The organism is Sphingopyxis sp. A083, assembly GCF_001468495.1.
Taxonomy (GTDB): Bacteria; Pseudomonadota; Alphaproteobacteria; order Sphingomonadales; family Sphingomonadaceae; genus Sphingopyxis; species Sphingopyxis terrae.
Genome location: NZ_LNSK01000002.1, coordinates 256,229 through 269,325 on the forward strand (window position 1 = coordinate 256,229; position 13,097 = coordinate 269,325).

Genomic DNA, 13,097 nt, shown 5'->3' on the forward strand with positions numbered 1-13,097 from the left:
ATGCTCGGCGACCTTCGTATCGTCGAAATCGGCGAGGGGATGGCGGTCCAGGTCGCGGGGCTGATGCTCGGCGAACTCGGCGCCGACATTCTCAAGATCGAGCGGCCGGACGGCGATCCGGCGCGCGGCACCGCGCCCTTCGCCAACTGGAATCGCGGCAAGCGCAGCCTTGTCCTCGACCTCGCGACGGGCGAGGGCGCGGCGGTGCTTCGCGAGCGTCTCGCGGGCGCCGACGTCCTGCTCCATCAATTCACCCCCGCACGTGCCAGCGCGCTCGGCCTCGACGATGCCACGCTCGCCAAAGACTTTCCGCGCCTGGTCGTGTGCGGCATCACCGGCAGTCCGCACGGTCATCCCGATGTCGAACGGAGCGACGACGAGCTGCTCGTCGCCGCGCGTGTCGGCACCCTGTACGAAAATGACGGTCACCGTCCGGGGCCGATCGTCTATCGCTATCGGCAAGGCAGCTGGGCGGCCGCCCATCTTGCCGCCTCGGGCATTCTCGCGCGGCTCGTCGCACGGCTCCAGTCGGGACGGGGCGGCGCCGCGCATACTTCGATCTTCCAGGGCTTTCTTTCGACCCTGCCGATGGTCTGGGCGCGCAACAGCGAAGGGCCGATGCCCAATCCGGCGACCTATCCGCTGGCAGCACGTCCCACCGCGATGCAGCTGTTTCAGTGCCAGGGGGGCGACTGGCTGCAGATCATGGATCCGAGCCAGCAATTCGATTACGCCTCGCTTCCGACGATGTGGGAGGTGATGGCCGAGGGCGTCGATCTCGACACCCCGGAAGGCAAGATCGAAGCCTTCCGGCGGCGGCCGCTCGAGAATTGGCTGGCCGATTTGCGCGCCGCGGACATCGCGGTCGAACCGGCCTATCCGATGGGCGAAGTGCTGCGACACCCGGAGGTCGAGGCGAACGGCTATGTCGTCCGGGTCGACGATCCCGAACTCGGCGCGACGCGCCAGCCCAACGTCCCCTTCCATACCGATGCCGATCTGCCGCAGGGCCGGCCTGCGCCGCGTCTCGGGCAAGGCGGCGGCGAGCCTTGGAAGGCGATCGAAGATGCAGCCGCGAACGGCACGGCGCCCGACGCGATTCTCGAAGGCGTTCGCGTCCTCGACCTCGGCATGTTCCTCGCCGGCCCGATGGGGCCATCGATGATGGGCGATATCGGGGCGAATGTGATCAAGGTCGAGGCGCTGACCGGCGACCGCATCCGATTCATGCACCGCTATTACCAGGCGGCGGCGCGTTCGAAGCGCAGTCTGGCGCTCGACCTGACGCGCCCCGAGGCGCAGCCGATCCTCGAACGGCTGGTGCGCTGGGCCGAGGTCGTTCATCACAATATGCGCTTCAAGGGGGCCGCGAAGCTCGGCCTCAGCGAAGAAGGCATTCGCAAATACAACCCCGATGTCGTATTCAACTATGTCAGTGCCTATGGCCAGAAGGGCGAGCGCGGTAACTGGCCCGGCTACGACTCGATCTTCAACGCGATCGCGGGCTGGGAATTCGAAAATGCGGGCGAAGGCAATCGCCCCGTTTTCAACCGTCCCGGCACGATGGATATCACGTCGGCGCAAAGCTGCCTCGTCGAGATCATGGCCTCGCTTTATGCCAAACGCGCGGGCGGCAAGGGGTATACGACCCAGACCTCGCTGCTCGGCGTCGCGGCTTTCACGCAGGGCGAAAGGCTGATCGGGCCCGATGGCGCCCTCACCGAAACCTATCATCTGACCAGCGACCAGACGGGCTATTCTCCCTATCACCGCATTTTCGAGTGCGAGGGCGGCCAATGGATCGCAATCGCCGCTCACAAGCCCGGTCAGAGGGAGGCGCTCCGCGGCATCCTCGGCGCCGATGAAGCGGGCTTTGCCGACGCGGCGAAGGCGCGCCCGGCCGCCGACCTGCTCGCTGCGCTCGAGACGGCAGGTGTCCCGTGCGACGCGGTCAATTTCGAGGATGCGATGCATCGCTTCTTCGACGATCCGCTCAACCGCGAGCAGAACCTCGTCTCGGTTCTGCCGCAGCCGCTTTTCGGCGTGGTCGAACAGCCTGGCGCTCTTTGGCACTTCGGGGATGTGCCGATCGTCTTCACGCGTTGCTGTCCCGCGATTGGCGAGCATAGCGATGAGATATTGCGCGAGATCGGCTTTTCTGACGACGAGATCGCCACGTTCCGCGCGCAGGGCATTGTCGGCTGACGATGACGCCGGCCACGCTGCTGCCTGAGGGGCTGGCCTCGGCCGTCGAAGCGGCGAGCGGCGCGCGTATTCTCGCGGTCCGGCCGCGTGGCGGCGGCGGGGCATCGCGCGAAGGGGCCGAGCTCGACCTCGCCTGGCCCGACGGGCGGGCGTCGCGCGCCTATATGAATTATGATGTGCACAAGGCGGGCGCTGGCGACGATGCCGCTTTTTTGCGCGAGGCGGCGGTGTTGCGCGCCCTGTCGGGTCCACTGGCGGGGGCGGGTGTCCGCGTCGCGCCTTTTCATGCCGCCATACCCGAACAGCGCGCCTTGCTGTGCGGGCTGGTTCCGGGCCGGGATCGCTTCGGCGCCATCGTGGACGCCGGGCAACGCAGCGCGCTGGCGAAGGATTTCATGGCCCAACTCGCGGCGCTGCACCGGATCGACGTCGCCGCCTGTCCCGTCGAGGGAATGGGGACGGTGGCGCCGGCCGAAACCCTTATTCGCGAGCGGATCGCCCTGTTGCGCGCGGACAATCGCGGCGACGCCTGGGATCCGCTGATCCACTTGTCGCTCGACTGGCTTGAGGCGAATATCCCGGAGGAGTTGCCGGCGCCGGCAATCGTTCATGGCGATGCCGGGCCGGGCAACTTCCTGTTCGACGGAGAAGAGGTCACCGCGCTGCTCGACTGGGAGCTTGTGCATTATGGCGACCCGATGGCGGATCTCGCCATGCTGTGTCTGCGCATGCTGTTCCAGAATTTCGTTCCGCCGTCCGAAGCTTTTGCGGCTTATGAAGCGGCCGGAGGACATCGGGTCGATCGCGCGCGTATCCGCTACTGGCGGCTTCTCTTCCAGACAGGATTCGCGCGGCGCACGCGCTATGACGATCCCGATGCGCCGCCGCCTCCGAACCTCGGCATGAACCTCGTCTATTCGACGATCCATCGGCGCGTACTGTCCGAAGCGCTGGCGGAAGCGGCGGGGATCGTCTTGCAGCCCGTTGTCCTTCCCGATGCGCCGCCTGGCGCCCGCGGACGCAGTTTCGCGATCGCGCTCGACGATATCCGCGACACGATCGTGCCTCGCATCGCCGACCAGCAGGCGGCTGTGAAAGCGAAGGGCATGGCGCGACTGATCAAATGGTGGCGTGCTATCGAACGCTTCGAACCGGCTTTTCACGCGGCGGAAAAGCGCGAGATTGAAGCGGTTCTGGGACATGAACTTGCCGATCATGCTGCCGCCTGGTCGGCCTTTCGCGAAGCGGTGGCGGATGAACGCATCGAAACGCGCGCGGCGATCATCCTGTGCAACGCACATGAAACGCGTGCTGCCGCCTTGATGGACGACGCGATGGGCGGACTCGCGGCGGCGAAGCTCGCGGATATCGGGCCGGACTGATATTTCTGCGGTCCAACCGGTCTCGCTTGCGGATCCGCAGCGGGACAGCTCAGGATTGCCAGACGATCCTTCCCCCGATCAAAGTCAGTCCCACCGCCGCGGGAGCGGCGGCGCCTTCCGGCCAGCCGTAAAGCATGAGGTCGGCCGCTGCGCCCTTGGCTAGCGTGCCGGCCTGATAGAGTGCGAGTGCAGCGGCGCGATCGACCTTCTCGCCGGCACCGATGACAAATCCGCTCCGGGTGCGCCGATCGATCGCGGCCTCGATCGCCACCCAGGGATTGGGATCGCCATAAGGGGCATCGGAACCTCCCCGCACCCGGACACCGCCTCGCACCAGCGATCCCAGCCGGTAGAGATCGTCCAGTTCGCCGCCATCCATTTGCACGCGATAGCGGTCGCCGCGATCGCGGATGAAATTGGCCTGGGTGACCACCGTCAAGCCAGCCGCGGCGATGTCCGCGATGAGGCTTTGGGGAATGACGCTGCCATGTTCGATCCGATCGCCTTCGCGCGCGCCGCCTGCCTGATGGAGCGCCTCGAGATAGAAGAGCAGTTCGGCGAGAGTCACGCAGTGCGCCGCGACATGGCGGCCGCTGCGCCGCGCGGCCGCGATTCGCTCCACGACCGTCGCCAGCGGCGGCAGGTCATTCTCGTCGAGGAGCAGCTTGAGGGGGCCGAGCACATAGCCGTCGCCTGCGGGCAGCGTTTCCAGTCCCATGAGGATGAGGCGCTGGGGCATTGCTCCGGTGAGCAGCGCCGCCTCGGACGCGCCATTCGACGCGCCTGCGTCCGTCACGCCGGTCACTCCGAATTGCGCCAGCCTGGCTCCGAGCGCCGCAAGCGAAGGCGGCGCGCCGCCGATGCGTTCGCGCAGCCAGCGGTCACCGCGCCAGATCCGGCCGTTCGGCCGCGCCCCCGCCTCGCGCTCGACGCAGGCGGGATAGGGTGGGGCTCCGAGCTTCGCGACTCCCGCGCTGTTGAGCAGCCAATATCCGCCGGTACGATCCTGCATCCGGAGCGGATGGTCGGGAAGCCAGGCGTCCAGAAGCATGCGATCGGGCAAACCCGCGACCCGCTCGTCATAGCCGATCGCACGCACCCACGTCCCGGGCGAGGGCAGGTTGGAACGCAGCGCGGCAAGGACGGCATCGACGGTACGGCAATCGGCGAGATCGACCGATTCCATTCGTGCGGCGGTCGCCAGCAGATGGATATGATGGTCATGCAGGCCCGGGCCCGCCATCTGTCCGTTCGCGTCGAGTTCGGGGCCCTTGCCTTCGAGGCTCGCGGCCGCGGCCGCAATCTGCCCGTCGCGGATTCCGATCGACAGCGGCGCCCCGGTCGCGTCGCGGGCGTTGCGGATCACGAGGTCGAAGGATGCGGTCATGCCATCGCTTTCGCAAATGTCGCTGCGGTGCCGGCGAGCGAGATATCGAGCAGCCCGCGCCGCCCGTCGGCGAGCGCCTCGATCGCCAGCGTTGCCGCCATGATTCCCGAGAGCGGGTCGGCGAGTGCGTCGCCGATAAAATTGGGTGCGTCGCCGTTCCAGCGCACGAGACCGCCGGCCGCAGCGCAATCGTCCCCGAAGCCGACGCGCATGGCGGCTTCACGCCGCCAGCCATGGGCGGTGATGGCGATCCATAAAAGGTCGGGATTGAGCGAAAACAGCCGCGCTTCATCAAGCCCGAGCCGCGCGAGCGCGTGCGGCCGTCCCGAGGTAATCAATGCCCGGGCCGTCCCGATCGTTTCCAGCAGTTCGCCTCCGTCGAATGCCATTCGCTGCCGCGTCTTGGCGCCGTTGAGCCTCGCATCGAGCCTGGGCGTATGTTGCGGGGTCGGATCGGGCCGGCCGGGGCTCTCGATCTTGATGACCCGATGGCCTGCTTCGGCGATCAGTGCGCCGCAGTAGGGGCCCGCCCAGAGGGCCGACAGGTCGACCACAGCGCCCTCGCTCTTCGCTCCCTTCGCGAGGAGGGACGGCGCCGGCGGGGATGTTTCGCCGACAAGGGCCACCGGAAGATGCAGTTCCACGCCGGCCGCCACCATGTCGGCGCCAGAACGCAGCGGTGCGGCGGAGATCACCGCCTCCCAGGGATCGGCGTCGAGCGCCGCCCCCGTCCAAGCGGGAACCAGATCACGGTCATCTTCGCGCGCCAGCGAGACCGCCATCCATCCGTCGCGACACCGCACCAGCCGGCAATGGCGGTTCGGCGACCATTGGCCGGGTTCGCCGAGCGAGAGATCGTCGTCGCGCGATAGCGCGCGCCGCGCATCGAAGGCTATCCGCCCGTTCGACGCCGCCACGAGCCGATCGCCTGCCGCCGTCACCGCGTCGAGCAAGGCCGTCACGATATGTCCTCGATTGCGTGAATCAGGCCCCAATCCAGTGCCTGGGCCGCGCCAATCCGTTTACCCGACAGCAGCATCCACAAGGTCCGGTGCCGCCCGATCGCTCGCGCCACCGTCGCCGTGCCTCCGGCGCCCGGGATCAGGCCCATCGAAAGCTCCGGCAGCTGGAACCAGGCATCGGACGCTGCGAGGCGGCGATGCGCGGCGGCGGCGATCTCGATCCCCGATCCGACGCAAGCGCCGTGCAGCCGCGCCGTCGCTCGCGGTCCGAGCGCATCGAGCGCCCGCGCGCAGTTGTGCAGCGTACGTACCGCATGCGCTCCGGCGAGATCGCGTGCGGTGCCGAATTCGGGCAGCGCACCGCCGGTCGAAAAGCACTTGCCGATGCCGCGCAGAACGACCGCCGGCCGGGAGGGGTCGTCGATCGCGTTGGCCAGCGCCTCGAAAAGCGCGTCGCGCATGGCCGCGGTCATCGCGTTGCGGCCGGCCGGATCGTTCAGGGTCAGGGCAATCCGGTCGCCGGTGCGTTCGATCATGACCGGATCGGGCGGGGACGCAACTGCGCCGCCGATCTTCGCGGTCGTGCGCCAGCGCGCGAACTCGGCGCCACCGAGCAGCGCGGAATAGGCGAAGGACTCCACGGTCAGCGCGTCGGCGATCGTCAGTTTCGCAGCCAGGCGCAGCACCTGCGCCGCGATCGTTGCCGCCAGCGGATTTTTACCGACCGCCCCGGTCAGCAGTTCGACCCGCGCATCGAAGTCGGGCGGAGCGATCGACACCCACGGTCGCGGGGCGTCCGCGGCGGATGTCAGCAGCAGGTCGAAATCGTCCGCACCGATCGCGGGCATGGCGCCGGCACGATCGAGGCCGATCACCAGCGCCTGAATCGGCGCCAACGGCCGCCGCCAAAACGCCGCATCGACGACCAGAACAGGCTGCCCGCCCGGTGCGGAAAGCCGGTCGGCATCGAGATGGTCAGGCGCGGTCATCGCGCCTTCCTAGCCGCCGCAGACCTCTTCTGCCAGTTCGGCCTTGAGCACGCGGCGCAGCAGCTTGCCCGTCTCGTTATAGGGCAGGGCATCGCGCACGAACCATTGCTCGGGCGTCTTGGTCGAGCGTAGCCTCGCGCGGATCGCTGCCGCCATCGCCGGCATATCGGGCTCGCCCGAGCGAGAGACGATCACCGCAACCACCTTCTCGCCCCACTGGACGCAGGGAATGCCGAGCACCGCGCAGTCGGCGATATCGTCGAATGTGCGCAGCACATCCTCGATCTCGCCCGGCGAGATATTCTCGCCGCCGCGCACGATCACATCGTCGAGCCGCCCTTCGACGAACAGATAACCGCCGCGATCGAGCCAGCCGGCATCGTTGGTGGCGAACCAGCCGTCATCGGCGATCGCCTTCTTGTGCAGATATTCGCCCGAGACCTGATCGCCGCGGACATGGATCTCGCCATGTTCGCCTGGCGCGCACGGGCTGCCATCCTCGCGACGTATCTCGAGTTCGATGCTCGGAAGCGGCTGGCCTACCGACGCGATACGGCGGCGGATTTCGGGATCGTCCGAGGCAAAGGCGGCGCGATGATCCTCGGCGCCGAGCAGCGCGATCGTCGAGCTGGTTTCGGTGAGGCCATAGGCGTTGACGAAAGCGACGTGTGGCAACATCGCCAGCGCCCGCGCGATGACCGGCTCGGGCATCTTCCCGCCGCCGTAGGAGAGCGCGCGTAGCGCGGGCAGGGTCTCGCCCGTCCGTTCCATGACGTCGAGAATGCGATCGAGCATCGTCGGCACGACCATCGCGTGGGTGATGGCTTCCGCGGCGCAGGTCGCCACCCAGTCTTCGGCCGTGAAGGCGGGCAGGTAGACGATCCGCCGCCCGCCATAGGCGGCGGTGAGGATCGCGGAGATTCCGGCGATATGGTAAGAGGGAACGCTGACCAGCGCGGCCTCCTCCTCCGCGGCGCCGAGAAACTCGACCGTCGACATGACATAGGATGTCAGATTGGCGTGGCGCAGCACCGCCGCCTTGGGATCGCCCGTCGTGCCGCTGGTGAACAGCAGCACCGCAATATCATTTTCGGCTTCGGGAATGTCGGCCTTGTCCGGCGTTGGCCCGGCCATGAATTCGGCTTCGAAATCGCTCCGTGCGACGAGGGTGATGCCGTCGGCGGGTGCGATCCGCGGCAGCATGTCGTCATCGACGATCAGCACCGCGGGAGCGCTTCGCGCGACGAGCTTGTTGAGCTCGCTGTCCGCGAGGCGGTAGTTGAGCGGAACGAAGGGCGTGCCGGCCATGCCGCAGGCAAACAGCAGCACGGGGAGCGCGGTTCCGTTCATCCCCAGAAAGGCGGTGTTCGTCTTCCCCTGACCGGCGAGCCAGGTCGCGACGCAGCTGGCCCGGGCGCGATAGGATTCGAAATCCTGGCTTTCTTCTCCGCCGCCGAGCGCGCGCCGGGCGGGGCAGGCATCTGCGGCAATATCGAGGAGCAACGGCGTGCGCATGCCGGTCAGTCCGAGGCGGGAAGGGGTTTCGCGCCCTTGATCGACATGGCTGCGCCGTTGAAGGCGAGCGAACCCGTGCCGGCCTTGGCGCCGAGGACTTCGAGCCCGCTTGCCTCGTCGACGTAGCGCTTGCCGATCGCGACACCGTCCGCGAATCCGGGGTCGATCGCGCCGGTCGGCGCGCCCGCCTCGTCGATGGGGACGACCGCGGCGCCGCCGCACTGCAGCTCGCCGGCGACATTCGGGGGACGCACCACCACGAGCTGGGCTTCACACACCGCGCTTTTCCAGCGCGATCCCGGTTTCAAATCCATCCTCTTCCGTCCTTTCCCGTCGCCGATCGCTTTCGGCCACCTGTCGCTTTCCCACCGTCAATAAGTCAATCGACAAAGAAAGTAAACGTAGTTATACAACTCAAAAATCACAGGATCGAGGAGAGGGACAGGGATGCATCCAAGGCAATTTGCGCGCACAGCCCCCGATCGTCCGGCGATTGTCATGGCGGCGAGCGGGGCAACGATCAGCTATGGCGAACTGGAAACCGTCGCCAATCGCGGCGCCCGGCTCTTCCGTTCGCGCGGCCTCGCCGCGGGCGATACGGTCGCTATCTGGCTGAAAAATTGTCTCGAATATTTTCAGATATATTGGGCTGCGCAGCGTGCGGGCTTGTATATCTGCCCGATATCGAGCCAGCTTACCGCTCCGGAGGCCGCCTATATCGCGAACGACAGCCAGGCCCGGTTGCTCGTGACGCACGCCGACATCCCGGCCGCCGGGACCCTCGTTCGCGACCGGGCCGCGCTGGTGCCCGGGGTTGCCGACATTTTCGACCTCGGTTCCGGTCTGGAAGGCCTTCCGTCATGGCAAGCCGCGCTGGCCGCCCAGCCGGCCGAGCGCATCGCCGACGAATCGGCCGGCTTTCACATGGTCTATTCGTCGGGCACGACGGGGCGCCCCAAGGGAATCCGGCTGCCGCTGACGGGCGGCCCCGCCGACGAGCCGCACATGCTCGCCGAGCGCATTTCGGGACGCTATGGCGTCGGGGAGGACAGCATCATCCTGTCGCCGGCGCCGCTCTATCACACCGCGCCCCTCGCTTACGGGATGGTCGCGCACCGCCTCGGCGCGACATTGATCGTCATGGACAAATTCGACGCCGAGGAGACGCTTCGCCTGATCGAGCGCTATCGGGTGACCTTCATGCAGATGGTTCCGACGATGTTCGTCCGCCTGCTCGCGCTCCCCGAGACCGTTCGTTCGCGTTACGACCTGTCGTCGCTCCGCAAGATCGTCCATGCCGCCGCGCCCTGTCCGGTCGGGATCAAGCAGCAGATGATCGAATGGCTCGGTCCGATCATCTATGAATATTATGGCGGGTCCGAAGGCAATGGATCGACTTTCATCACCCCCGAGGAATGGCTCGAACGCCCCGGGTCGGTGGGACGCGCCGACTGGGGAACGCTCCATATCTGCAACGAGGCGGGCGAGGAGGTGGCGCCGGGTGTCGACGGACTTGTCTATTTCGAGGGGGGCTGGGATTTCCAGTATCTGAACGACCCCGAAAAGACCCGCGACGCGCGCCATCCCGAACATCCCGCATGGAGCACGCTCGGCGATATCGGGCATGTCGACGCCGACGGGTATCTTTTCCTGACCGACCGCAAGAGCTTCATGATCATCTCGGGCGGCGTGAACATCTATCCGCAGGAAACCGAAAATCTGCTCATCACCCATCCGCGCGTCGCCGACGCCGCCGTGATCGGTGTCCCCAATCCCGATTTCGGCGAAGAGGTGAAGGCGGTCGTCCAGCCGCTCGACCCCGCCGATGCGACCCCGGGATTCGCCGAAGAATTGATGGCTTTCTGCCGGTCGAGCCTCAGTCCGGTCAAATGTCCGCGCTCGGTCGATTTCGATCTCGCGCTGCCGCGGCTCGACACCGGGAAATTGTACAAGAGGCTGATCCGCGATCGATACTGGACGGACAAGGAAGCCCGTTGATTGCCGGGCGCCGGTCCCGATCGCTCCCCGAACCCGAGGGCGTTACTCCATCCCTGAAGGAGAAATTAGATGAGTGAAGAACTGACGACGCGCGACGAAGACGGTGTCCTTGTCATCACGATGAACAGGCCGGAAGCCCGCAACGCGATGAACAAGGCCGTGGCCGAAGGGATTGCGGCCGCGCTCGATCGCCTCGACGCCGAACCGGCGCTCCGCGTTGCCGTTCTCACGGGTGCCGGCGGCACCTTTTGTTCGGGCATGGACCTCAAGGGATTTTTGCGCGGCGAAAGTCCGGTGGTCGAGGGACGGGGCTTTGGTGGGCTGGTTCTGAAACCGCCTGTGAAGCCGCTCATCGCCGCGGTCGATGGCTATGCGCTTGCAGGCGGGCTCGAATTGATGATCGCATGCGACCTCGTCGTCGCCAACGCATCGGCGAAGTTCGGAATTCCCGAAGCCAAGCGCGGCCTTGCGGCCGGCGCCGGCGGCCTGATGCGTCTGCCCGACCAGATTCCCTATCGCGTCGCGATGGAACTGGCGCTGACCGGCAATTTCATCGATGCCGAGCGGGCCCTGACGCTGGGGCTGATCAACCGGATCAGCGAAGGGCCCGCGATCGAGGGCGCGATGACGCTCGCGCGCGAAATCACGGAGAACGGGCCCGCCGCCGTCCGCGTGTCGAAGCAGATCATCAGCGAATCGCGCGGCTGGCCGCAGAGCGAGCGATGGGAAAGGCAGGACGCGCTTCTTCCCCAGGTGTTCAAGTCGCCCGACGCGCGCGAGGGCGCGGCGGCCTTTGCGGAGAAGCGCAAGCCGAACTGGACAGGGCAGTAATGGAAGCCGGCCGGGCCCGTTCCCGCTGCGACCGGGAGAGCCGCTTGCGACGGCGCGGGACCGGCGGCTTTGGCCGGAGCGGCCTTCGAGCGACTAGCTGTCGAGGTCGACCGGGCCCCGGTCGATGCTGATCTGCGGATCGATGCCCCCGATGCGCTCGAAATATCGAGCGATCGCTGCCCCTTCGCCGGCGAGCCAGTCGGCGGTCGGCGTGCCGTTCTGGACCTCGACGAGGATATGGCGGCGACCGACGCCGCGGGCTTCGACGCCGCAGGCTTCGGCCTGCGCGAGGGCCAGCGGCAGGTTGCGGCTGCCGCACGAGAAAAGCAGGCGCACGCCTTCGCCAAAATCCTCGGGTTTTCTCGCTGCGCTCGCCGAGAGGGCGTTCAGTTGCGAGCGAAAATCTGCGGTGCTGCTCATGGTTCCTTCTCCGGGCGACGGCCTCGGCAACCATAGGTGCCAATGGCCGGACCGGTCAAATCTTTCGCGGAAGGGCGATGCCTGTTCCCGTTTCGGGGGGCGATCGATGGCATGCCGGCCCGAAGAAGACAGCGATAAGGATCGATGACATTGCAGGACTATGCAGCCGTTCGCGAAGAGGTCGCCAAGCTCTGCGCCGCTTTCCCCGGCGCCTATTGGCAGGCGAAGGATCGTGCGCGCGAATATCCCTCGGAATTCGTCGCCGCGCTCGGCGAGGCGGGCTATCTCGCAGCACTGATCCCCGAGGACTATGGCGGTGCGGGTCTGCCGCTCTCGGCCGCCGCGGCGATCCTCGAGGAAATCCAGCGCCAGGGCTGCAACGGCGGCGCAGTGCATGCGCAAATGTATGTGATGGGCACCGTGCTGCGCCACGGGTCGGACGAGCAGAAGGCGCGCTATCTTCCCAAGGTCGCGACCGGCGAGCTGCGCCTGCAGGCGTTCGGGGTCACCGAACCGACGAGCGGGACCGATACGCTCAGCCTCAAGACGGTCGCCCGAAGGGACGGCGATCATTATGTCGTCAACGGCCAGAAGCTCTGGACCAGCCGCGCCGAGCATAGCGACCTGATGATCCTCCTCGCGCGCACCACCCCGCGCGCGGAAGCCGCGAGCCGTACCGGGGGGCTGTCGGTCTTCCTCGTCGACATGAAGGACGCGCTCGCAGCGGGGTCGCTGACGATCCGGCCGATCGACACGATGATGAACCATGCGACGACCGAGATATTCTTCGACAATATGCGCATCCCCGCCGCGAACCTGATCGGCGAAGAAGGCAAGGGCTTTCGCTACATCCTGTCGGGCATGAATGCCGAGCGGCTGCTGATCGCCGCCGAATGCATCGGCGATGCGAAATACTTCATCGAGAAGGCATCAGGCTACGCCAAGGACCGCGTCCTCTTCGGTCGCCCGATCGGCCAGAACCAGGGCGTCCAGTTCCCGATCGCCCGCGCCTATGCGCAGATGCGCGCCGCCGAACTGCTCGTCCATGACGGCATCGCCAAATATGAGGCCGGCGAGAATGCCGGCGCCGAGGCCAATATGGCGAAGATGCTCGCCGCCGAGGCGAGCTGGGCCGCGGGCGAAGCCTGCATCCAGACTCACGGCGGTTTCGGCTTCGCGGCCGAATATGACATCGAACGCAAGTTCCGCGAAACGCGCCTTTATCAGGTCGCCCCGATCAGCACGAACATGATCCTGTCCTATGTCGCCGAGCATGTGCTCGGCATGCCGCGCAGCTATTGATGCCGATCGAGCGTCCGGCATCGGGGAAAATATCTCCCCGTTCACGGCGGGCCGCCATCCGCGGTTCGGACGCGATTTGCACGCCGGCCGGGGCAGGGGCACGCCA

General features: G+C 66.7%; 11 protein-coding genes. 5 read left to right on the forward strand and 6 right to left on the reverse strand.

Annotation, left to right across the window (positions count from 1 at the left end; all coding sequences use genetic code 11):
• On the forward strand, nt 1-2,205 hold the full coding sequence (locus ATE59_RS05425) for a CoA transferase (protein WP_058811488.1): 2,205 nt from the start codon (nt 1-3) through the stop codon (nt 2,203-2,205).
• Nucleotides 2,206-2,207: 2 nt separating this feature from the next.
• A complete protein-coding gene (locus ATE59_RS05430; RefSeq protein WP_058811489.1) occupies nt 2,208-3,587 on the forward strand; it encodes a phosphotransferase family protein in 1,380 nt (459 codons plus the stop codon).
• 49 nt (nt 3,588-3,636) lie between these two features.
• Here ATE59_RS05430 and ATE59_RS05435 read toward each other — a convergent pair whose 3' ends face one another.
• Genes ATE59_RS05435 through ATE59_RS05455 form a run of 5 tightly spaced genes read right to left on the reverse strand, consistent with a single transcriptional unit; the run spans nt 3,637 to nt 8,754 of the window.
• The gene (locus ATE59_RS05435) at nt 3,637-4,974 is read right to left on the reverse strand and encodes an amidohydrolase family protein (RefSeq protein WP_058811490.1); all 1,338 of its coding nucleotides are present in this window, start codon (nt 4,972-4,974) and stop codon (nt 3,637-3,639) included.
• Nucleotides 4,971-5,927, reverse strand: a complete 957-nt coding sequence (locus ATE59_RS05440) for a CoA transferase (protein ID WP_156416711.1) — start codon at nt 5,925-5,927, stop codon at nt 4,971-4,973. The genes ATE59_RS05435 and ATE59_RS05440 overlap by 4 nt, the downstream gene beginning before the upstream one ends.
• 5 nt (nt 5,928-5,932) lie before the next feature.
• Nucleotides 5,933-6,925 (reverse strand): enoyl-CoA hydratase/isomerase family protein, encoded by a 993-nt coding sequence (locus ATE59_RS05445; protein WP_058811492.1) that lies wholly within the window; start codon nt 6,923-6,925, stop codon nt 5,933-5,935.
• Nucleotides 6,926-6,934: 9 nt separating this feature from the next.
• On the reverse strand, nt 6,935-8,440 hold the full coding sequence (locus tag ATE59_RS05450) for a class I adenylate-forming enzyme family protein (protein WP_058811493.1): 1,506 nt from the start codon (nt 8,438-8,440) through the stop codon (nt 6,935-6,937).
• A 5-nt stretch (nt 8,441-8,445) separates the two neighbouring features.
• On the reverse strand, nt 8,446-8,754 hold the full coding sequence (locus ATE59_RS05455; RefSeq protein ID WP_058811494.1) for a hypothetical protein: 309 nt from the start codon (nt 8,752-8,754) through the stop codon (nt 8,446-8,448).
• A gap of 133 nt (nt 8,755-8,887) precedes the next feature.
• On the opposite strand from ATE59_RS05455, the gene ATE59_RS05460 reads away from it, so the two are divergent.
• Both ATE59_RS05460 and ATE59_RS05465 read left to right on the forward strand, forming a co-directional pair.
• Nucleotides 8,888-10,438, forward strand: a complete 1,551-nt coding sequence (locus tag ATE59_RS05460; RefSeq protein WP_058811495.1) for an acyl-CoA synthetase — start codon at nt 8,888-8,890, stop codon at nt 10,436-10,438.
• Between the two features lie 69 nt (nt 10,439-10,507).
• The gene (locus ATE59_RS05465) at nt 10,508-11,269 is read left to right on the forward strand and encodes a crotonase/enoyl-CoA hydratase family protein (RefSeq protein WP_058811496.1); all 762 of its coding nucleotides are present in this window, start codon (nt 10,508-10,510) and stop codon (nt 11,267-11,269) included.
• Nucleotides 11,270-11,362: 93 nt separating this feature from the next.
• Here the strand turns inward: ATE59_RS05465 and ATE59_RS05470 are convergent, their stop codons facing one another.
• A complete protein-coding gene (locus tag ATE59_RS05470) occupies nt 11,363-11,689 on the reverse strand; it encodes a hypothetical protein (protein WP_058811497.1) in 327 nt (108 codons plus the stop codon).
• Between the two features lie 144 nt (nt 11,690-11,833).
• Between ATE59_RS05470 and ATE59_RS05475 the strand changes: the two genes are divergently transcribed.
• Nucleotides 11,834-12,991 (forward strand): acyl-CoA dehydrogenase family protein, encoded by a 1,158-nt coding sequence (locus tag ATE59_RS05475; protein ID WP_058811498.1) that lies wholly within the window; start codon nt 11,834-11,836, stop codon nt 12,989-12,991.
• The last annotated feature ends 106 nt before the right edge of the window (nt 12,992-13,097 follow it).

Bases quoted from the DNA above. Each gene is read 5' to 3' on its own strand.
- ATE59_RS05425 (WP_058811488.1), top strand. From the start codon at position 1: ATGCTCGGCGACCTTCGTATCGTCGAAATCGGCGAGGGGATGGCGGTC.
- ATE59_RS05430 (WP_058811489.1), top strand. From the start codon at position 2,208: ATGACGCCGGCCACGCTGCTGCCTGAGGGGCTGGCCTCGGCCGTCGAA.
- ATE59_RS05435 (WP_058811490.1), bottom strand. From the start codon at position 4,974: ATGACCGCATCCTTCGACCTCGTGATCCGCAACGCCCGCGACGCGACC.
- ATE59_RS05445 (WP_058811492.1), bottom strand. From the start codon at position 6,925: ATGACCGCGCCTGACCATCTCGATGCCGACCGGCTTTCCGCACCGGGC.
- ATE59_RS05450 (WP_058811493.1), bottom strand. From the start codon at position 8,440: ATGCGCACGCCGTTGCTCCTCGATATTGCCGCAGATGCCTGCCCCGCC.
- ATE59_RS05455 (WP_058811494.1), bottom strand. From the start codon at position 8,754: ATGGATTTGAAACCGGGATCGCGCTGGAAAAGCGCGGTGTGTGAAGCC.
- ATE59_RS05460 (WP_058811495.1), top strand. From the start codon at position 8,888: ATGCATCCAAGGCAATTTGCGCGCACAGCCCCCGATCGTCCGGCGATT.
- ATE59_RS05465 (WP_058811496.1), top strand. From the start codon at position 10,508: ATGAGTGAAGAACTGACGACGCGCGACGAAGACGGTGTCCTTGTCATC.
- ATE59_RS05470 (WP_058811497.1), bottom strand. From the start codon at position 11,689: ATGAGCAGCACCGCAGATTTTCGCTCGCAACTGAACGCCCTCTCGGCG.
- ATE59_RS05475 (WP_058811498.1), top strand. From the start codon at position 11,834: ATGACATTGCAGGACTATGCAGCCGTTCGCGAAGAGGTCGCCAAGCTC.